The organism is Micromonospora sp. PRAS1, assembly GCF_059553435.1.
In genome coordinates this window covers 207,435-229,423 of the sequence record NZ_JCANNB010000006.1, presented here as the reverse complement: position 1 = coordinate 229,423, position 21,989 = coordinate 207,435, and the positions used below count along the sequence as shown (strand labels likewise).

Annotated in this window: 9 protein-coding genes and 1 pseudogene; 3 read left to right on the top strand and 7 right to left on the bottom strand. The window is 68.1% G+C overall.

Annotation, left to right across the window (positions count from 1 at the left end):
• Positions 1-1,020 precede the first annotated feature (1,020 nt).
• Positions 1,021-2,184 (bottom strand): helix-turn-helix domain-containing protein, encoded by a 1,164-nt coding sequence (locus AC507J_RS08670; protein ID WP_496288538.1) that lies wholly within the window; start codon positions 2,182-2,184, stop codon positions 1,021-1,023.
• Here AC507J_RS08670 and AC507J_RS08665 point away from each other — a divergent pair.
• A pseudogene (locus tag AC507J_RS08665) lies at positions 2,153-2,455 on the top strand (GntR family transcriptional regulator); the annotation flags it as partial. The gene AC507J_RS08670 and the pseudogene AC507J_RS08665 overlap by 32 nt on opposite strands.
• Positions 2,456-2,894: 439 nt before the next feature.
• Here the strand turns inward: AC507J_RS08665 and AC507J_RS08660 are convergent.
• The 4 genes from AC507J_RS08660 to AC507J_RS08645 all read right to left on the bottom strand — a co-directional run bounded on the left by AC507J_RS08660 (position 2,895) and on the right by AC507J_RS08645 (position 16,061).
• Positions 2,895-3,341, bottom strand: coding sequence for a hypothetical protein (locus AC507J_RS08660; RefSeq protein ID WP_496288537.1), 447 nt, complete (start codon positions 3,339-3,341; stop codon positions 2,895-2,897).
• A gap of 7 nt (positions 3,342-3,348) precedes the next feature.
• Positions 3,349-10,317, bottom strand: coding sequence for a polymorphic toxin-type HINT domain-containing protein (locus AC507J_RS08655; protein WP_496288552.1), 6,969 nt, complete (start codon positions 10,315-10,317; stop codon positions 3,349-3,351).
• Between the two features lie 120 nt (positions 10,318-10,437).
• On the bottom strand, positions 10,438-14,007 hold the full coding sequence (locus tag AC507J_RS08650; protein WP_496288536.1) for a LamG domain-containing protein: 3,570 nt from the start codon (positions 14,005-14,007) through the stop codon (positions 10,438-10,440).
• Positions 14,008-14,291: 284 nt separating this feature from the next.
• On the bottom strand, positions 14,292-16,061 hold the full coding sequence (locus tag AC507J_RS08645; protein WP_496288535.1) for a potassium channel family protein: 1,770 nt from the start codon (positions 16,059-16,061) through the stop codon (positions 14,292-14,294).
• A gap of 99 nt (positions 16,062-16,160) precedes the next feature.
• Here AC507J_RS08645 and AC507J_RS08640 point away from each other — a divergent pair, with 99 nt between their 5' ends.
• Entirely contained in the window at positions 16,161-16,646 is a 486-nt protein-coding gene (locus AC507J_RS08640; RefSeq protein ID WP_496288534.1) for an MSMEG_6728 family protein, read from the top strand.
• 52 nt (positions 16,647-16,698) lie between these two features.
• Here the strand turns inward: AC507J_RS08640 and AC507J_RS08635 are convergent, their stop codons facing one another.
• A complete protein-coding gene (locus AC507J_RS08635) occupies positions 16,699-19,500 on the bottom strand; it encodes an FtsX-like permease family protein (protein ID WP_496288533.1) in 2,802 nt (933 codons plus the stop codon).
• Between the two features lie 113 nt (positions 19,501-19,613).
• On the opposite strand from AC507J_RS08635, the gene AC507J_RS08630 reads away from it, so the two are divergent.
• Positions 19,614-21,140: an FAD-dependent oxidoreductase gene (locus tag AC507J_RS08630; RefSeq protein ID WP_496288532.1), complete on the top strand. Its 1,527-nt coding sequence runs from the start codon at positions 19,614-19,616 to the stop codon at positions 21,138-21,140.
• Positions 21,141-21,322: 182 nt separating this feature from the next.
• Here AC507J_RS08630 and AC507J_RS08625 read toward each other — a convergent pair whose 3' ends face one another.
• Complete coding sequence (locus AC507J_RS08625) at positions 21,323-21,946, bottom strand: TetR/AcrR family transcriptional regulator (RefSeq protein ID WP_496288531.1); 624 nt, start codon at positions 21,944-21,946, stop codon at positions 21,323-21,325.
• Positions 21,947-21,989: the final 43 nt, after the last annotated feature.

Sequence of the window (21,989 nt, the reverse complement as noted above, 5' to 3'; positions counted from 1 at the left end):
AAGGGTCGTGACGCGCACGTAGGGACTCTCGACTCTATTCGGATGCCCCTTCCGACGCCCGCCGGTCAAGCTCCTGCACCATACGCTGAACATCCTCTGCGTTGAACTTGAATGGGCGGATCTGATTTATCACGACCTCCCGCTTGACTTCGAGAGACGGCAGTCGCGCCCAGTCCCGCACCAGATACTCCACTATTAGCGGAGGCTCAGTTTTTCGGCTCGCGAAATCCTCCCAATTCTCCCAATGCGCAACTTCCCCATCTCGCCCCGAGGCCCTCAAACTTACCTTTATTTCCTTGATAACGCGCTCATGCAAGTCACTAAGGAAGGAGCTTCCCCGTGTGGCATCGTCTACATTGTGCGCGAGGTACCGAACCTCCATTAGAGCCCGGTTGAGAGCAAGGAGTTCCTGGTAGTCGTCAACTTGCAGCACTGTCGCTCCTAACCGAAGGGGTTCGGTCCGTGATAAATGACGCCATCTGGCGTGAACCTGAATGAGCCCTGATGCACCAGCTCGTTCGGCTGAACACCTGGCCCGAGCCTATCGGGGAGAGATACGGAATCCAATTACGTGGGAACCGCGACCCGCATACCGTGGGTTGCCTGCAAACAGAACATTGTTGGCATCGCCGGACTTCACCATGTCCTGCCTAAAGTAGCTAACGCCCTTCGAGTTAGCCTTCACCACCCCACCTCCCATGATGGTGGCGTGTCCGGCCTCATCCGTGTAATGAAAGAAAAAGTCATCTCCCAGAGAGTCGGCCAAGTTATCCACGCTGTGTTTTGCGGCGTCCCCACAGTTGTGTACGAGGACCGGCGTTGTGCCGGCGAGCACATAGTACGTGTGGCCCTGTTACGGTGGGCGTGGCGATGCCATGGCGTCGATCTTGGCAGGGAGCTGGGCTTTCGCTCAACCACCCGCCGATAGCTCATCGATTGGCGGCGATTTTGACCGCAGCCGTGACAGCAACGCGGGCGCACGCCGAGCTGAGTGCGCGGGACGTGACGTCGGTCGGGCGTCTACTCGGTCGGTTGCCGGCTGGTGGCAGGCCTCTTCTGTGCGCGGCGGTCGATGAAGCGGTCGACGGCGGTGACGCGTCGTTGGAGGCGGGAAGAGCCCGCGTCGATGGCGGTGGTGTCGATGCGGGCGAGGACCTCACGGGCGGCGTCGAGGTCGCCTGCTCTGGCGTGGCCTTCAGCGAGCCAGGTTTGGTAGAGGGCGACTTCGCGGGCGTGGTCGTGGTTGTATGCGGCGAGTGCTCGGGTGAGCAGGGGTTCGGCGGCGGCTGGGGTGCCGAGTTCGATGAGGCAGCGGGCGGCCATGACGTCAATCTCGGCGCGGTTGAGCCAGTACACCCATTCGGGCTCGGCGATTCCGTCGGAGCGCTGGTTGTACGCGTCGTCGACGGCGTCGAGAGCGCGGCGGGTGGTGTCGGTGTCGCGGAGCCGGGCGGCGGCCCAGGCGAGACGTTCCAGCAGCAGCGCCCGGACGAGCGGACTGGCATCGGGGGCGCCGGTGACGGCGGAGCGGGCGATGAGCAGCACGTCTTCACGTTTACCGACGTTGGTGACCTGGTAGGCGAGGCTGGACAGCAGTTGCGCGCCCAGCGCCCTGTCTCCTGCCGATTCGGCGGCGGTGACGCCGGACAGGTAGAGCCGTTGGGCGTCGGGGTAGCGGCCGGCGTCGCTGGCGACCCAGCCGGCGAGTTGGGCCAGTTCACCGATCATGGTGTACAGCCGTTTGCCGGAGGCGTCGGTGTAGGAGGCGGTGCGGGCGAGGTATGCGGCCTGTTCGAGTTCGGTGCGGATGACGGGGAGCAGGGTGCGGCTGCCGACGGTGTCGTCCAGGCGGCGTAGTTCGATCACCCGGGATTCCAGCGTCTTGATGAGCCCGGTGCCGATACGACGACCGGCTCTCATGTGCTGGGCGGCGGGTTGGTCGCCGATGAGCCATTCGTGGGTGAGGCGGACCGGGTCTGCTGGGGTGCCGATGGGGTGGCCGAGGGCGTGTTCGTAGCGTTCGACGACGTCGGGGGTGGCGGGGCGGCGGCCGGTTTCGACGAGGCCGAGGTAGGGCTTGCTGAAGTGGGTGAGCGCGGCCATGCCGGCGAGGCTGTGCCCGGCGGCCTCGCGGGCGGCCCGCAGTTTCCCGCCCATCGCCGCGACGACCCAGACGCCGGTCATCGACGACAACCCGGCACTGAACCGGCGCCTCGCCCTCTACCTGCTGGAGCGCGACCGCATCAGCGGCAAGATCGTCGACGCGTTCATGAACAAGGACACCGCCGCCTGGCAAGCCACCGAAGAACTCGCCACCCTCCAACAAGCACACACCGACCTCGCCGACGACCTCGCCGCCTACGAAGCCAACCTCGGACGAGCCGCCGGCAGCGGAGCGCCCGAGCCCGCCGAGCCGCCGGCACCGAAGAAGGCACGCCGCAACCCGAAGGCGTAGCCCAGCAGCCCGCCACCGACGGAGCGACTGGGCTAAGAATTGCTTCACCTAATCAAGACGGCCCGGCCTGTCGGCCGGGCCGCGCGCGCACGCGCTACAGCCGTTCCGGCCCGCGCGCACGCGCCCACGCAGCAGACCGACCGACCCGGCAGTCGTTGACCGAGACCGTCACGACGAGCATGTCCATCAGGGCCAGGCCGTGACGATCGCATCGCAGGTCAAGCAACGCAGCGCTTCCGGCGATCGACGCCACGGCGCTACGCGCCGAGCCACCGATCACGGAGGCACTGTCAGTCAGACGAAGTCCATTCATGCATGTGCATGAAGGGTGGGTGTCTGACAGCAACCGTGACAGCAACCCACGCGAGCAACCGCGCCCATCAGGACACAACAGATTGGCACCGATACGGAGCGCAGTTGACCGGCCACGCCGGTGAATCTACCCGCGAAGCTTTGCAAGCGCGATCTGATAGCCGGCCGAATTCGAGCGGGCAAGGTCGCTCATCTTCTCAAAGAACTCCCTCCCAGCGGTTCCTATGGCTGCGAACAGCTCAGACTCGTCCGCACTTGCTCGCCTCGTAGTCTCACCAGCTTTGCTAGAAACCAGAATTCTATTTCCCTTTCGCTCGAAGGTCAGCTGAATTGGCTGATCCGGGAAATACATACTTACCTCGTCCTGGGTTCTAAGCGCATAAATCATGTTGGCTATATAGGCCCAAAGCTGATCCACATAGTCCCATTCGGACTTTCCTAGAATATCAACGCCATCGATGCTTAGCTCGACTGCCCCTTCGATGTAGTCGGGGTCGCCAGGCGGCGTTTCACAGGCTTCTACCTGCTGAAACGCGCCGTCCTTGGACCGCAGGAAGGTCCGAATGGTGATCATATTGCGCCTACTTCACTGGGTAGAACTGGCCAACGCGACCATTGTTTACACCAAGAACATACTCTGTGCCGTTGACCGCTCCGCGGACTTGATACATGCCGGTAGTGCCGTTCTGAATCAAGGTGCCCCTGTTCTGCTGCATTACGCCTCGAATGGCACCCTGAACATCGTCAACCGACATCCCACGATTAAAGAAAGTTTGCTGCGCCTTGACGGAGCCATCCCAGTAATCCGGGTGGTGGCGAGTGAGGATGTGCTCCATACCTTTCTTGTCAAGGAGGAAGGTCTCATTTCCGAACTGGAACCGCTGGCTTGACCAATTCCGGAGGGCTGGGAGACAGCCGTTGCTGTTGTGGACCAGAACCGGGGTTTCACCTGCGAGTACATAGTACGTGTGGATGTCTGCGACGGTGAGGTTGTAGGCGGTGCCCTGCTGGACGGTGTTCCAGTCGACTCCCGTAACGGTGAGGGTCGCCCCGTTGGCCGTGTGCAGCAGGTCGCCAGGGTCGAGATCCTGACTGTCCTGCCACTGCTGGTCGGTCACGTTCCAGAACGGGTGGTCCTCAGTGGTGGTGATTTCCCCGCCACTCATCTTCAGATCGACGAGCTGGTCCTCGTGGATCCACAGGTGGGTCACCTCACGGGCGCCTTCCTCCCCCGTCTCGGGGTCGGTGGCCAGGACAACGTCGCCGATCTCGACATCCTCGATCGGCTTCTTGCTGCCGTCCGCCATCAGGACTTCGGTGTCACCGCTGAAGCTGTGGAAGCCACAGGCACCCCCAGCACCACCACGGGCTGCCGATCGCGCTCCGGCACCTGCCATACCCACGGACGTGCGCAGCCCTGCCCCACTGGCAAGGCCGAAGGCCCCTGCACCGAGGGCTGGCAGGAGAGCCGCACCACCTGCGCCCAGCACACCGCCGACGGCCCCACCGAGGACGGCTTCGCCAGCGAGTTGCAAGAAGCTTTCCTCATCGGCGTCCAGGCTGTTGGTGGTCAATGAGGCGACATAGCCGCCGACGAACCCGCCGATCGCTGCGCACCCGACGGCACCCACACCGAAGCTGCCGGCGGTGCAGGCTCCGCCGACGATGACACCGGCGGCGACACCGGCCACCGCGCCCACTGCCCCGGCGTTACGGCACCAGAAGCTGGACTGGCACTCCCGCTGCTTTCGTTCTTTTTCGGCGCGTTCGTTGCTGGCCTGCCGGAACGCCTCGCGCTGCTGCTGACAGCTGGATCCACAAGCTGGGGGAACGTACTTCTTGATGATCTTGATTTCGTTCTTCCCGGAGGAAGTGGTGGTGACGCGGGCGCGGTCCCCGGTGTCCTCGTTGTTCTCCGTGAAGTACATGCCGGTCGGATCGGCATTGTCGATCGGGTTGTTACCGCCGTACTGATACCCGTTGTACTGAGCGGGACTGTCTGCGACCAGGACCGGGTCGACCGAGATGAACCGGCCCAGCGTCTGGTCGTACTGTCGGGCACCGACGTTGGTCAGGCCGGTGGGGTCGATGTCCCCACCGACGAAGCCCTTGTTGTTCACCCAGACCGGGTTCGCGCCGCGCGGCGCACCGTACGGAGTTTGACGGCGGATCGAAACCGCCTGCGTGCCGGCGTTCACCGCGACCTGCTGGGTGCCCTGATGATCGTTGAAGAGCCAGGTCAGGTCCGTGCTCGCCGAGCCGCCCGTGCGGGATGCGCAGACGTTGCCGGCGAAGCTGTAGTAGCGGGTGCCGGTGTTGACGCTGCCTTCCCGGCGGATCTCCTGCCCGGGCAGGTAGAGAGTCGTGCCACCGCTGTCCCGACGGATGATCCTGGTGCCGTTCGGGTCGTAGATGTTGGTCTCGATGGTCTGGCCGCCAGCTGAGACGGTGGCCAGCTTGCCCTCGGCGTCCCAGCCCAGGGTCTGACTGTTGGTGCCGGTGCCACAGTTGTTCGCGGCGGTGCCGGTCGGCCGACAGATGGTGTTCCCGGCGCCGTCGTAGGCGTAGGTGTTGACGACGTTGCTCTGGCCGGGTGATTCGGTGGTCATCGAGGTGACGGCGTGTGGGCGTACCACGTCCTGGCCGCCGGTCGGCACCGCATAGGTGCGGGTGGTGTCGCCGCCGGCGGTGTGGCTGGTCTCGGTCAGGCGGGAGTTGGTGGTATTGAAAGTCCAGTCGTGCCAGTACGGCGCCGGACCTCCCAGGTTGGCCACGCTGGGATCGGTCTGGCAGTCCACTCCGCTCTTCGGGGTCCACGCCGTGGTGAGCCGGCCCAGCGGATCCTGCCGGAAGCACTGGGTTTCGGCCTGGCCGACCTGCGGCTTCTCCTCGATCGAAGTGATGTTGCCGCTGTCGTCGTAGGTGTAGTTGCGGTCGGAGACGGTGCCGACGGTGGTTTCCCGCTGCACGGTGGTGCGGTCGATGCGGCGGGTGGCTTCGTCGCGGTAGACGGTGTCCTGAGTCCACACGCCGCCGGGCATCTTGTAGATCGAGCCGTTGCGTTCGCCGTAGGCGGTGTAGCTGGCGGTGGCCATCGTGCCGGCTGCTCCGGTGAGGCTGGTGTCCAGCCGGACGGGCATTCCGGTGATGTCGTCGTATTCGGTGGTGACCTGCTCGGTGCCCAGCCCACCACCGGCCGGGTAGGAGATCGACGTCGGGGCACCGGTCGCCGCCGAATGACCGTAGGCGTAGATGTAGGTGCCGCTGAGGCCGGTCTCGTTGGTGGGGATGACGTAGTTGACACCCTTGGGCTGGTAGCGGCCGTCGAAGCTGCGCACCTGCCACCGGTAGGCGTTGGTGCTGCCGGCCGGTTCGTAGCGGATCGCCTGAGTGAGCTGGCCCTTGAAGCCGCTCTGCCCGGAGTAGAGAGTGTCGTACTTCCACTCGGCGCGCAGCGCTCCGGTGGCCGAGTCGTCCCGCAGTTCCTTCTTCCGACCCAATTCGTCGTAGCCGTACCAGAGCACCTCACCGCGAGAGTCGGTGGTCTTGACCAGGTCATTCTCGTCGTTGAAGGTGCTGGTCGTCGCCCCCTTGTCGGGGTCGGTCGTACGCCACAGGCGACCCTTGACGTCGTACTCATTAACCCAACGGTTTCCCGCCGGGTCGACGGTCCTGACCAACTGGCCCTTGCGGTTGTAGACGTACTGGGTCTCCTGGTAAGCCCCATCGACACCAGCTGTGGTGGTGTGCTGGCGCAGCCCCACGACGCGGCTCTCGCTGTCGGTCACCGTCGTGGTCGGGGTGCCGCCCTTCGGTGGGGTGACCTTGGTCAGGTCGCCCTCGTGGTCGGTGACGGTACGCCACTTCTCCACCAGGTTCGTTTCTCCGTCCCCGGCGAGGAAGATCGCGTTCGTGGGGCGAGACGCCCGGTCGAACACCGTCTTGGAGACGGCGGGGAGAGACCATTCCGGCTCCCACCACAACGTGCCGGAAGGTGCCCCGGGCTCGGCGTGTGCCCCATAGGCGGTCGCGGCGCGGCCGAGACTGTCGTAGATCGTGTCGGTGACCACCCGGTTTCCAGTGCCGTCCACCGCCGGGCGCTGGGTCTGCCGGGGGCGCAACAACCCGTCGAGGATCTCGTATGAGCTGACGTAATTGCCGTTCGCGTTCAGCGCCTGCGTCCTGACGAACGGATAGGCGTTGCGGCTCGCGGCGAAGGTGTAGGTGTACTGCGTGGATGGGGTGTTCGGGTTGGCCGCCTTGGTCCAGCCCAGCCCCCACACCTTGCTGACGCGGCCGAGTGCGTCGTACTCGACGTCCGAGATGATCCTGTTGTTGGGATCAGTGGCCTTGACGGTCGAGCCCCAGTAGGGGTTGGTTTCCACGGACGAGGTCCAGCTGAACGGCGCAGGGCCCGTCGTGGTCACCTTCGTGACCGGGCCCCCCACCGTCGGCGTATAGGCGGTCTTGGTGACGTTGCCCTTGATGTCGGTCGCGCTAACCGGCCGACCGGCGGAGTCATAGCTGCCCTGTGACACCACCTGCCACACCGTGCCGGTGCTGGGGGCCCAGTCCTTGAGCTGCTCGCTCTTGGTCACCAACCCGAACGTCGGCGCGGTGTCGACGCTGCTGGCCCCGTCGTAATAGGTCCGTGCGTCGGAAATGACGTCATCGACGGAGGTCGGATTGGTGCCGCAGGCCAGCGCGGTAGTGGTCGTCTGCTTAACCGTGGTGGTGAGGTTCTTGGCGGTGTTGCGGTTGTAGCGGTAGGTGACACACTTCTCGTCACCGGCGACAGCCGTATCGCCGTCATCCTGCGACCAGTCGACCGTGCCGTACGTGTGGTCCAGCTTCTTGGTGCCCCGCGAGATACGCCAGCCCCGGCTGCCGTCGACGCCGAGGGCGGTCGCCGTGTAGGTGGTCTGTGTGTCGACGAACCGGGCTTCGACGATGTCACCGTTGATCGTCCGGCTCGCGGTCTTGTTGGACCGCCATGGCACGTTCACCGTCTTCGACACCGGCTTGGTCTTCACGCCGTTGTAGACCACCTGCTCCCGCACCTGGCCAGCGAACTGGTCCTCGTCGTAGACCGTTTCGTTGCCCAGCGTGGCCGGCACCGTCACGCTGCGGGTACCTCCGCTCGGGCTGGCCTTGTCGCCGTGCATGCCCCGCATGAACGTGGTCACCGCGAGCGTCTGCGTCGCCGAGTCGTCACCAACCCGGGTCTCCACCTCCCGGTAGCCACGCCACTGCGACCACGTCTTGCGCTCCGGCCTGGTGAGGCCGTCATCGTCGGCGTAGTGCCACGCCGGTGCGCCCACGTAGGTGTACCAGGTGTGCTTCGACAGTGACTGGTGTCCGCTGGTCAACTGCACGTCGTCCTCGACCACGTGCTCCACCCGGTGCTTGTGCCACCATTCCGTGACCAGCTCCTGTCCCGTGGGATCAGCCGGGTCAGGCACCCGCACCGGGTAGCACCGCTTGGTGTTCGTATGCGGGTCGAGCCCTCTCACCATCGCCTCGGTGCACTCCGGTTCCGCGTAGTCCACCTTGATCCGGGATCCGGTCTCGGTCACGATGCTGGACATCCGCAACCAGTTGTTGGCCGTGCCGTGCGCGGTCAACACCCGGTTCGGCAGCGACACCGCCTCGAACGTCACCGGCGGCAGGTTGATGTCGCCGCCGACGTGCCCCGCGTGATCGATTCTGTTCAGCCACAGCCCGGTGTGCGTGGAATCCGCCGTCGCCGCGAACGTGTGCGAAAAGGTCCACGACTCCACGTCCTGCCACTCCGGAGTGGTCTTCGTGGTGTCCCACACCCACGTGGTGACCTTCTTCAGCCGCTTCGTCGTCCAGAACGTCGGCGAAAACTGCTGCGCACACGACGACCCCTTGCACTCCTGGTCCCAGGGAGTGTCCTTCCACGACGCTTTGACCGGGTTCGTTTCGGTGCCGCAGTTCGAGAAACACCGGAAATCGGTATCGAACACCACCTTCGCGTACGGGGTGATGCTGCGCTCGGTCACCCCGTGTACCGCCTGCGTGCGGTCGTAGGTGCCGTAGTCGATCCTGGCCAGATAGCCATCCCGGTCGTAGGTCACGGCATCGGAGGCGGTGTCGTTACGGCCGTACTTGTTGGTGTCCTTGCCGTACCACAGCGACATCGTGTTGCCACGCACATCGACGACGTAGTCGAGATTCCATCGCCACGCCTGCTTGCAGTCGGAGTTGACGAAAAGCGTCGCGTTGCACGGCTCCTTGGCGTGGTTGCCGAACACCGGCACCGCCAAGGTCGAGTTGGTCTTCTCCGTGTGCCCGGGCAGCGAATGCAGACCGAAGTAGTACTGCGTACCGTCGGTGGTGGTTACCTTCCAGTGCTCACCGTTGTCGTCACCGTTGCCCGACGCGCCGGTCAGCTGCTCGATCTTCGAACCGTCCTCCGAGCGGGCATGCCAACCCTTGCCGTCCTCGAACACCAACTCGGTGCCGCGACCGTTCAGGTTCATCATCGCGTTTTCCGACCGCCAACACAGGTCACCGGTGTCCCTGGTGTTGTTCGCGCCGCCCTTCTTCCGGTCCTCCGCACACGGCACATACCGCCGCTCGATGAACCCCGGCGAGTAGTCGAAACCCTCACCGATCCACGACGGCTGGTTGTTCGTCACCTCGGATCGGCCATCCACGGCTGCCGACGAGTACGCCAGCGCGACCGATGGCTCCGGGCCAGTCGCCGGCGGCGTACGCAGCGGATAGTTCCACGAGAAGTCACCGGAGGACCCGCCCGACGACCAGGTCGACGACGGTGCCAGGCTGGTGGCGGTGAAGTCACCGTCCGCGCCCGAGCCCGCCGCCGCCAAGGCGAGGAAGGAACCGCTGGGCTGGGATGTCGTCTCACCCGACAGGCGTGCCCGCTCCGCGGATGAGGTCGCGGTGGGGATGGCGGTCACCTCGGCGGTGGCCACTCCCGCACCGAGGTCATTCGTGGTGGGAAGTGGCACCGCTCGGCAATCCGGTGCATCGGGCGTGGACAACGCGCATTCCGGGACCTGCCACAGCCGCAGCCGCGACGCCCAGGACCCACCCACCGCGTGCCGGAACGAACTGTAGTCCACCGACACTTTTGCCTTGCCGGCAGCGACCCCGACCGGCGTCGAGACTTTCAGCATCAGGCCGTCACGCCATCTGGCCGGCACCGATTCCCGATCCAACACCTGCACGTCCACGCTGGTGACGCGCGCATCGGCCGTACCGCCGCCGCGGGCGACCCAGACCGGCAGAGCACCCGCCCTGACTCCCCGGCCAGCCCCGCTCGACGAATCGATCCTCACCCGGGCGCTACTCGCCGCCGGCCACGCCGGCTTCGGCACCGGTGTCTCCTGCATCAGCTTCTGCGCCCACGCCCGACCCGACACTGGGCCACCGTGCGAATCGAGCTTCTCCACTAGCGGCCGCGCCGGCTCCGCCCTCGGGACAGCGGCCTCGGCCGGCACGCCGACCAGCAGCGACGCTGCCACGGGGACGACCGTCAGGCCGGCGATCCACCGGCGCAGGCGGCCAGCGCGATGAGGATTCCGTCGTGGCTGCCGCAAAACGTGGGCAGATTGTGCAGATATCATGCTTTCTCCCGGTAAGGACAGCCGCACGGAGTATCGGGGTACAGGTATGGAGAGCTACGAGTTGTAGAGCAGGGATACCGACGCGTCGGTCATCGCGCCCTGGAATAGCGCGACGTCGTCGATGCCACCGGTCCACTGATCCATCAGCTGATCCCGCCACAGAGTTCGCCCCACCAGCAGAGGGCCGGTCGACGCCATCGGAATGAAGGCGATGTCCTCCGTGACCCCTTCGAGTTCACCGTTGACGTACAGGCGAATCTGGTTCCGTTCGGCGTCGTACACGCCCACGAGGTGAGTCCACACGCCCTCCTCGGCAAGCGATGTCGACGTGACGTAGGCCGTGGACGTAGTGGTGACATCTTCATCGCTGACGAGGAACTGCCACTTACCTACGCTGGAACTGAACTTGAGCCAGGCAGCGCTCTCATGCACGCCCCGCTGGGAGACCGCGGTTCGCATGCCGTCGAGCCGGTCGAGCATCACCCAGGCCGATATCGTGAAGGACTGATCGGTGCGCAAGACCGCCGTGTCCTGCCACTGGGTGAACTCCAGGCCGTCAGCGTTCGGCGGAGTGGTGCCCGACTTCACCGCACTCCGCGCGTACTCCGCAGTGCCCTCGGTGTAGCCCTCCTCCGGGAAGTACTCATAATCGAGCCACAGCCCCGAGCCGTCAGTGGAATAGCCGGCGCCCACGGCGGAGCCCTTGGTCAATGCCAGCCAACGGCCCCAGTCCGTCACCGTGTCCGGAGCCTGGCAGGTGTCCTTCAGGTTCGGCAGGTAGCAGGAGGTCGCGGCCTCGAAGTCCCAGTTGCCCACCTGTACCGGAGTCAGCATCCCCGGCTCGTCGAACCCGCCGGACGTCGGATCCTGCGCCAACTGCCCGGTGAAGTCATTCGGTACGAGCACCCGGTCGTACACCTGAACGTCGGCGACGTGCCCGCGGGCCCAGTTGCTCGCCGCGCCTTCGTGCCACCCCCGCCCCACCGCGAACGTGCCGGTCGCGTTCCACGGCGTCGCGCTCCGGTCGACCTCGACAGCCAGTTCACCGTTGACGTAGAGCCGCACCGTGCCGGCGGTTTTGTCGAACACTCCGGCGATGTGCGTCCACCGCCCCACATCGGCCGAGGTCAGGGCAGCGCCGGTGTACGCCGCGCGGGTGGTGCTCGACTGATCGTCGGTGTCCTTCATCAGGAACGACCACCTCGGCGTGGCCGGTGAGCCCACCAACCGAGTGCCCAGATGGAAGCCGTCGGTGCTGGCTCCCGCCTGGGACGCGATGACCATGTCGGTGGTCGTCGGCAGTGAGCCGAGCCGGACCCAGGCGGCGACGCTGAAGGAGTTGGCGGTGTTGACGACACTTCCCGGCGTGGTCAACACCGAGGAGGTGCCGTTGAGACTGGGGGCCTTACCGCCGATCATGCGGACGTCGTCGGTCCAGGTGACGTTGGCCGCGGTCAGGTCGGTCCGGCCGCCCAGAGTCGGCTGTTGGTCGGCGAGCGCAGCGGTCTGGTTGACGCCGGGATACTGCTCCAGCCCCCACTTGGCGATGGCTGGTGCGGGACGAGGTGCGGTGAAGGAAGCGGAGCCGATATTGCCGAGGTTGCCGGTGGCGTCGATGCCGCGGACCCAGAGGGTGTTCTCGCCGAAACGTGGCACGGTGACGGTCACCGTGGCTGTCTTCGTCGTGGTACCACTGGCGGTGATCTCAGTCGTCGGCGGACTGGACCAGCCGTAGCGGAACTTCGCCACGTCCGTGGTGGTGGTGCTGAACGTGAAGGTCATGGTCTTACCCGGGCCGCCGGGCGAACCCGGAGTAATCGTGGGCGCAGGCGGCACGGTGGTGTCCGGAACGAACCGGCACCACGCCGACCAAGGGCCGGTGATCGAGTAGGGGGACTTGTCCTTTCCCCGGGCCCGGAACGCGTAGGTGGGGCCCTTCGTGATCGTCACGGCGGACGTCTCCGCACGACTGTTCGGGGTGATTCCCGTCCTCGCCGGTGGCGGGCTTTTCCGGCTCGGGGAGGTGTCGGTGACCGCGCCCATGCCCCCGGCCGGCACTTCGATCCATTCGAAGGTGCCGGTCAACGAGTCATCTTTGTCGGCGTCGGGGAACTTCGCAGCGAACTGGGGGCTCAGCGTGCCGATCGACAGCACCCCGGAGCCGCACGCCACGCCGGAGACCTGCAAGCTGTGCGGAGCGCCCGGCTTGGTGTCGTAGTCCACGAACAGCTTGGCATCGTTGGGGTGAAACTTCTTCCACCGGCTCTGAGTCGATTCCCCCGACCCATCGGAGGCTCGCGCGGTGAAGCCCACCGGAAACGAAGGCCAGCTCCCGGCCGCCGCAGCCTGCATCTGATCCCTGACGGCTAACCCGTCGAAATTCATGATCATGTCCGGTTGGATCGACGAACACCCACCCGCCTCGTTCGCGTTTCCGCTCTCTGCCTTGAGGAACTTCCTCAAGCTCATTGCCGACCAACCGGCTTTTGGTGTCGCATTGATCGCAGGCGTCAGGTACATCGACGCCACCGTCGGAGTACACGACCAGGAATGGTCCAGTTTCATCTGCACGTATGCCGATTCGATGTGGATCTGCTTGCCCTTGAGCGACACCCCGTTGGCCGTCATCGGGAACTCGAAGTACGACCGGTACAGCGCACCGGTGTCCGGGTTCAACCCCACTCGCGCCACACTTCTGTCCGAGTTGGACGATCCGTTGTTTGTCGCATACGCCCATTTGGTCTTGAAAGCCGACCACGCCGGATCCACGAACAACGGGAACACCACATCGGGGTCATCCAGGAGCGTCACATCCGGGCGTAGCACCAGATCATCCCCGGACACCTCGACTTCAACCTTTCCGATCCGTGCCGCATCCCCCGCCGCCGTCGCCGTCGACTGCTGATTCGTCGTCGACAACCCGCGCACCGAGACCCCAGCCGTCGTCTCGACCCGGGAGTCCCACATCACGGCCGGTTCCGCCGAGGCAACGACGGCCGTACCCGCGAGCGCCCGCAGGCCGCCGTCCGGCCCCAGCACGACCTGGGTATCGCCACCGAGCCGGAACCGCGGTGCGCGCACTTCGGGAAGCCGTGTCGCCGCCGGCGTCTTGACCACCAATGCGTGAGTGAAGCCTGTCCTCGTGGCTCGCACCACCAGGTCCACATCGGACAACACGTTCGGGTAGGTCAGTGAGTCCTCCGACAGCGTCGGTGCCGGCAACGCCCCTGGCCACGACAACGTGACCGTCCGCCCGGCCCGGGTCAACGTCACCAGTGGTCCGCTGCCACCGTCCGAGAACGCCACATCCGCGACCGACACCGCAGGGCGCCATCGTCCGTCCTCGTTTCGGGCCAGATCGAGGTCGATGTCCGCCCATCTTCCGGCCTTGCGGGTGCGCTGCGGCACCACCGCCGACGTGAACTGCCTCCGTCCGTCCGGCAGCGCGGTCACCTCGGCGAACTCTGTTCGTGAGTCGTCCACCACCACCGGCTGCCCGCACGAGATCGCCAGCGCACTCGCCTCGACCTCCGTGCTGGCGATCCCTGGACACTCCGGTGCCGCCGCAGCCACCGGCTCAGGTGCTGGCACACCGATTACCCCGACAGCCACCACAGCCGTCATCCCAGCGGATAACCCACGCTGCCACCGAACGCCCACGACACGCACCCCCCGACTGAGAGCAAGCAGTGGCAGAGACAGTAGGGCTGCGGCCTCAGTTGAGTTACCCCACTCCGAAGGTGACGACGCAGCCACCCACAGTCAATGATCGAGCTTGGTCGATTCGGAGCGAGTTGGACGTCGATGAATCACTCAAAGTGATGAGAAACGATTTGATGACTTTCTATGTGTGATCTGGGGCACACCCGTCCCCAAGCTCTGTCGCCACTGACCGACGCGCGGTTGGTTCAGCTGCGGGGTGTGGGCAGCACCGGATCAGGGTCGGGCGGGGGTGGGGCGGTCTCGCGCAGGAGGGCGTTCAGGCCGGCGCGGCGGGCCACCACGGTCAGTCGGTCACCCGCCACGATCACCATGCGCGGGTCGGGCGACCAGTCGAGGCGCTGTCCGGGCCGGGCGTACGCGAGCAGACGCACGCTGCCCGTCCGACTGACCGCGCCGAGCGGACGACCCTCCAGAACCGAACCGGCAGCCACCGCAACCTCGGTGACCAACAGAGCGTGCCGGCCGACCGGAATGGTGGCGATCACCGCCCGGTCCAGCAGCGCGGCGGCGAACGACGGCGCGGCCAGATAGGAGACGCTGCGCGAGGTGCCGATGCCGAAGGCCCGCTGCACCCGCTCGGCGAAGTCACCATCGAAGAGCCGCAGCACCACCCGCAGTTCGTCGTTGATGGTCCGACCGTTGAGCGCCGCCCGCAGATTGGCCCCGTCGTCGGTGGAGACCACGACCAGCGCCTGGCAGGTGGCGACCGAGGCGGCGCGCAACGTCTCCTCCTGTGCCGCGTCTCCGACCACAAGCGGCACGCCCAGCCGCCGGGCCAGCCCGGCACCCCGGGCGTCCCGGTTCTTGTCGATCGCCACCACCTCGATGCCGAAGTCGTTGAGCTGGGCCATCACCCGGGTGCCGATGTTGCCCAGCCCCACCAGCACCACGTGCCCGGAGCGCTCGGGCAGGATCCGGCCGGTGTGCAGGGCCAGTCGGGCGTTTACCACGCCGTCGACCACCACCGCCGTGATCAACGGGATCAACGCCAGCCCGGCGAGGTTGAGCAGCACCTGCATGACCTGTTCGGCGCCGCCCTTGTCGGTGTCCGGATCCTGCCCGGTGAGGGTGGTGACCAGGGTCAGGTACACCGCGTCGGCCAGATTGACGTGGGCCGTGTAGGCGTACAGCCCGCCCAGCGCGCCGACCACGGCGAGCAGCAGGATCACCGCGATGCCGATCTTGCGGGTGGCGAAGCTGCGGATCGCGCGCAGCAGCAGCGCCACCGGTCGACGTCGACGCCGGGCGCGGGCCAACCGACGGGCAGCCAACTCGGCGCCGGCCGGCCGGCCCGCCGCCTCGGCGAGCACCACGTCGGCGTCCCGATCGTTCGCCGGCAGCACCAGATCCTGCTGGGAGTCGCGGGTGTCGGCCACCCCACAGACGATCTCGCTCGGGCGTACGTCTTCCCGGCGGGCCAGATAGAGGGTGCGTCCGCCGTGCCGGAAGTGGGTGGGCGCCACCTCGCCGAGCGCGGCGGCCACGAAGGCCGGTGCGGCCATCGAGGTGTCCGAGAGGACCGACGAGTCGGGGAAGATCTGCCGGACCCCGTTTGCCAGGCCGGTGTTGAACATCCGCACCACCAGGCGCAGCCGCGGCTCGACCTCCTGGGCGCAGAGGGCGGCGTGCATGTTTCCCACGTCGTCCTGGTGCAGCAGGGCCAGCCCTGCCGCGCCTTCCAGCCCGGCCCGGCGGAAGGCCACCTCGTCCAGCCGGTCCGCCCGAATCACCTCGACGCCGGGCAGGTCACGACCGTCGGGCCCGGGAGAACGCCGACGCTCGGGCACGATCAGCGTGATCCGCAGCCGCCCGGCCTGCGTCTCGCCGGCGCGCAGCGCCCGCACCACCCAGTAGGCGAGCGGATCCTGCCCGCAGATGACGTAGTGCGCCCGCTCACCGTTGGATCGCAACCGGCGGCTGGCCCGCAGGGCCCGATCGAGCAGCGGCTCCGCCATGCCCGCATGGTAATCATCGGATCACATCCCCCGCAGCCCGCTAACGATCATGGTTAGCCGCTTCGGCATGTCCGCGCCGGTGACGGGTACGGCACCGGCATGCAGACGTTCCTGCCGTACCCGGACTTCCTGGCCAGCGCCCGGGCCCTCGACCAGCGGCGGTTGGGCAAGCAGCGGGTCGAGGCGATCCAGGTGCTCCGCGCCCTGACCTGGCCCAGGTACGGCTGGCGGAACCACCCGGCGGTGAAGATGTGGACCGGGTACGAGGAGGCCCTGACCCGCTACGGCCTGGACATTTGCGCCGTCTGGTGCGCGACCGGCCGCGCCGACACCTGCGCCGCCACCCTGACCGCCGACCTCGCCGCCGCCCGCGGCATCGAGCAGGTCCGGTCCCAGCAGGAGCTGGCCGTGGCGAGTGAGCTGCCGCCCTGGCTCGGCCGTGAGGACCTGCACCTGAGCCACCGTTCGTCGCTGCTGCGCAAGGACCCCGACCACTACCGTCCGATCTTCGGCCCCGACGTCCCCGACGACCTGGAATACGTCTGGCCCCCCTCCGACCGGATGCAAGGAAGGGCACCTCTTTAGCGCCTGGTGCGCCGGAAACGGCCCCTGCTCAACACCACCCGCCGATCACCGGCTACTCCTCGGCCAGCAGCCTTGCGGTTGGCAACCGCCGCTGGAGGTGCGCCGGGATCAACGCGGCGAGGCAGGCGGCCACCGCGCCGGACGTCGCGACCACGGTCGCGACCAGCAGAAGCGTCCGGGGCACCGTGCCGACCAGCCAGGCAGCTCCGGCCAGGCCCAGTGCAGCGCCCGTACCCGCGCCGAGCAACCCCAGCAGCAGTCCCTCGTACGCGACCAGTCGGCCGAGCGCCGTGTCCGCCCAGCCGACGGCCCGCAGGGTCGCCAGTTCCCGGGCGCGCTCGCGGATATTCAGGTACAGCACGTCGGCGACGGCGGCGGCGCCGAGCAGCATGGTGGCCGTCGCGGCGACGGCGTCCGGCCCACGGACACTTAGCGAGACGGTGTCGCCGAGCAGGTTGCCGACGATCGCGCCCCGGAAGGCGTATGCCGTGGCGGCCACCAGGGTCAGCGCAGCCACCCCGATGGCCAGGGCACTCGCCGCGAGCAGGGTGCGACCGGGCCTGCGGGCCAGGTTGACCAGGGCCAGGCCGAGCACGGTACGCGGTCGTCGTACCCAGCGGACCGCCGCCACCGGCGGCCGGAGTGCGGCGGCGGGATGGGCGCGGCTGGCCTGTAGCGCGGGTAGCAGGCCAGCCGCGAGCGTGAGCAGCAACGCCACCGGTACGGCGAGCAGGGCCCGCTGCCAGCCGATGCCGATGCCGAGGGCGGTGGAGATGGGCAGCGCGAGCGCGATGCCGAGCGCTCCGGCCGCCAGCCCGAGCGCCGCCACCTCCCCCAGGATGAGCAGCGTGATCCGGCGCGCCGACCAGCCGAGGCAGACCAGCACGGCCAGTTCGGTGCGCCGGTCCCGCACTGCGGCCGACACCGCGTTGCCGAGGAAGAGCGCGCAGACCACCAGCACCAGCAGGAAGAGCAGCAGGCTCTTGCGGTCGACCGCCTCGACGATCACCGAGGCGACACCGAGCGCGGACCAGTTCTCCGTCAGCCGTAGCAGCGGCCGACCGAACGAACCACCAGCCACCTCGACGGTCTGCGGAGCCGGCGACGAGCCGAGCGTGATGTCCACGTCCAGGCCGGTCTGCCTGGCGATCTGCTCGGCGACCAGCCGGACCCGTTCGGCCGACCGTTCGCTGTAGCCGTCGACATCGGCGACCCGGACCCGGATCGCACTGATCGGCGCCGCCGCCTGCGGGCTGTCCGCCCCGGCCAGCAACTGCGCCACGCTGGCCAGGTTGGTCAACAGCAGTGGCGGAGCGGAGAGATAGCCGGCCGGGTTGCCGCTGGGCAACAGCGACTGGTCACCGAGCGCCGCCCGGCTGCGCTGGTCGGCACCCTCGGCCAGGGGCGGCTCGTACGTCTCCAGCGGCACCCGGGACAGCTCGCCGAACCCCGCCAGCCGGTCCGGGTCAAAGACGCCCACCGCGCTCCACTGCCGGGTCGGCCCGGAGCTGTCGCGGGACAGCGGCAGGCTGGTCAGCGGCCGGAAGGCGACGTCGTGGGAGAGCCAGGGCAGCGGTACGTAGTTGTATTCCTCCTTGCCGCCGTAGACACCCAGGTCGGGGGCGGCCGTGTGGGCGCGGAGCGTGCCGTCGGCCAGCTGGTCGTATGCCGTCTGGCCGGGCTGCACCACCACCTGGAGCTGGCCGTGACAGCACGCCGTCGCACCGACTCCCCTGTCCACCCGGGCCCGATGGCTCGCCCCGAGGTCCTGCTGGTCGTCGCCGACGGGCACGGCGGGAACCTCGGCCAGCAGCCGCACCAGCCGCCCGGGCGGGATGCCGGTGACCCGTGGTGGTGCGGCGAGCCGCGTGTAACCAGCGCGGAGGGCGCCGTCGACGAAGGGCCGGTTGGTGGTCAATACCGGAAAGTGCCGGGAGGCGTCGTTCGCGCTGTCGCTGGGCGTGTCGTCTGCGGTGAGCGGCCGGCCGTCCACGACGGCGTCGGCGAGTCCGACCAGGCGGTCCTCGGCGTCCGGATCGACGGCGGCGAGCAGGTACGGCACGGTGAGCGACAGGGTGGTGACGAGCCGGTCGCTGGTCTGCGGTGGAACCCAGGCGGAGCCGTACTCGAAGCGGCCGTCCGGCAGCAGCCTTGCCGCGTCGACCCCCCACGCCTCGCGCTCGGTGCGCGTGTCGAACTCCTCGTCCGGGTGCCACCTCGGGTCGCACACCGGCTCCGCCCGGCCCGTGGGCAGCACCTCAAGGGGGACCGGGCCGCAGCTCTCGACGTTGTAGGACCGGCCGTTCGAGTAGCGCATCGCGGTGAAGTCGAAGCCGTCCGCCAGCACCGGGAAGATCAGTGGCCGGGTGGTGACGTACACGTAGTGGGGTTTTCCCGGTGCGGTGGAGAGGCCCCGCTCCGCCAGGTAGGTCGGATCGAGCCGGATCACCTGCCGGTCGAGGCTGCGGTCGACCGCGTCGGTCAGATCGAACGCGGTCGGGACGGCGGACGTCGAGTAGCCGAGCATCGCGATCGGCGCGGCGACCTCCACTCCCGACATCGCCCGCACCTGGTCGTACTGTCCGGTGGTGATGCCGCCGAAGAGGCCGGACAGGTAGTTGGGACGGACCAGCCGGCGTTCCGCCTCCAGCGCGGTGCGGGCTCCCTCCGGGCGGACCAGGATGTCGTACGCCGCCCCGGTGTTCTGCTCCACCTCGCCGATCACCTGTAGCCGGGAGGCGGTGGTGGTCCCGGTGAGCACGACGAAGCCGGTGGTCGCCATCAGCACGCCTACCAGTAGCGCCACCGAACGGCCAGGACGACCACGAAGCTGTCGCCAGATGAAGCTGAACAAGGTGCCTCCCCATCACGCGGACACCAACTCTGCTTCATGCATTGTGACAATGCAATAGCCCGAGCGGCGGCACGGGGGTGCAGACTGGGGAAGTTCGAGGCCGGGAGGTACGGGTGGCGCTGTCGCAGGTGGTCGGCCGGCTCATCGGCGTACGCCCGCACCGGGTGGCTCCGGGCGGAGGTGGCGCTGGCCGCGTGCCGCGCCCGGTCACCGCCGTGGTCGTCGGTGGCGGGATCGCGGGCATCTCCGCGGCCGTGGTCCTCGCCGAACGGGGTGTCGAGGTGACCGTGCTGGAGGCCGCGTCCACCCTGGGCGGCCGGCTGGGCGCCTGGCCGGAGCCGCTCGCGGACGGCAGCAGCCAGCTCAACGAGCACGGTTTCCACGCGTTCTTCCGGCAGTACTACAACTGGCGGAACATCCTGCGTCGGGTCGATCCGGCGCTGCGCTTCCTGCGCCCCGTGCCGGGCTATCCGGTGCTCAGCGCCGAATGGCCGACCGAGGAGTTCGGGCGGCTGCCCCCCGCCCCACCGGCGAACCTGCTCACCCTGCTGGCCCGCAGCCCCAGCGTCCGGCTGCGCGACCTGCGCGGCATGGACCGGGACGCCGCCCTGCCACTGCTGGCCTACCATCCGGTACGCACCTACGCCGAGTTCGACCACGCCACCGCCGATGAGCTGCTCACCTCGCTGCGGCTGCCGGACCGGGCCCGGGCGATGCTCTTCGAGGTCTTCTCCCACTCGTTCTTCAACCACGAGGCGGAGATGTCGGCCGCCGAGATGATCGCCCAGTTCCACTTCTACCTGCTCGGCAACCCGGAAGGGCTGGCCTTCGACTGCCCCGACGAGGACTACGCCACCGCCATCTGGGCGCCGCTGACCCGGCACGTCGAGCGGCACGGCGGCCGGGTGGTCACCGGTGCCCCGGCGACCGGGCTGCACCGGGAGCCGGCCGGCTGGCGGGTGACGACCGCCGAGCGGGCATACCGGGCCGGGCACGTCGTGCTCGCGGTCGACCCACCGGCGCTCGCCGCGCTGGTCGCGGCCTCACCCGGGCTGGCCGACGCCGCGCCGGAACTGGTGGCGGCGATGCCCGGGTACGGGCGACCCGGGCCGCCGTACGCGGTGGCCCGCTACTGGTGCGACGGGGACGTCGACCCGGGGCGCGCGATCTTCAGCGGGGTGTCCCGCCAGGCGACGCTGGACTCGGTGACGTTGTACCACCGGCTGGAGCACGAGTCGCGGCGCTGGGCGGAACGCACCGGCGGCTCGATCGTCGAACTGCACGCGTACGCCTGTGAGCCGGGCGTGCCTGCGACGGAGCTGGCCGAACGGATGCGCGCCGAGCTGATCGGGCTCTGGCCGGAGGCGGGCCGGCTGCGCGTACGCGAGCTACGCGCCCGGGTGGAGGCGAAGGCCCCCGCCTTCACCCCCGGCAGCCACGCCGGACGGCCGGGCGTACGCACCGGGGCGGACGGGCTCTACCTGGCCGGCGACGGGATCCGCACCGACTTTCCCAGCGCCCTGATGGAACGGGCGGCGGCCACCGGCATCCTCGCGGCCAACCACATCCTGCGCTCGGCGGGTACCGCCACCGAGCCGCTGCGCTCGGTCCGGCCGCGCGGCCTGCTCGCCCGCCGCTGACCCGAGCTGAGGTCGACGCACCCGGCTGGCACTGACGCCGCCTGCCGGCGCGGACGCCGCCTGCCGGCGCGGACGCCGCCTGCCGGCGCGGACGCCGCCTGCCGGCGCGGACGCCGCCTGCCGGCGCGGTGCCAGGATGCCCGGCGCGGCGCCAGGATGCCCGGCGCAGTGTAAGCGACTGGTCAGCGGGGCGGGTTGGTCAGACCGCGCAGGAGCAGGGCCAGGCCGCCGTCGAACTCGGCGTCCGGGCCGACCTGACGCGCGGTGCGGGCCGTCTCGGCGAGGTGCGGGAACGCCTCCGGCGGCAGCTCGGCCAGCACCTCGGTGCCGGGCCCGGCGAGCGGACCCAGATGTTCCAGCTGGATCGCGCCGAGCAGGTAGCTGAGCAGCCCGCGCAGGGCAACCACCCGGTGCGCACCGGTCAGCCCGGCCTCGGTCAGCAACCCGAGCACCGTCTCCGTCCAGCGCAGCACGGCACGGGAGCGGTGCCGGTGCACGGGCACCAGGGCCGCGATCGCCGGGTGGGCGGCGACAGCGGCGCGCATCCGGCGCACCATGACGGTGACGCGGTCGGCCCAGGGCAGCCCCGGATCGGGCGGTCGGCTGTCGATCCCGTCGAGCACCCGCTCCACGACCAGCCGTTCCAGCTCGCCGCGATCGTCGACGTACCGGTAGAGGGCCATCGCGCTCATCGACAGCTCGGTGGCGACCGCCCGCATGGTGAACCCGGAGAGCCCGTCGCGGTCGATCACGGTCAACGCCGCCGAGGCGATCTGGTCGGGGGTCAGCGAGCGGGGCCGTGGCATGGCCTTGACACCCTACTGCACTCTCGTAGGTATACGTTGTAAG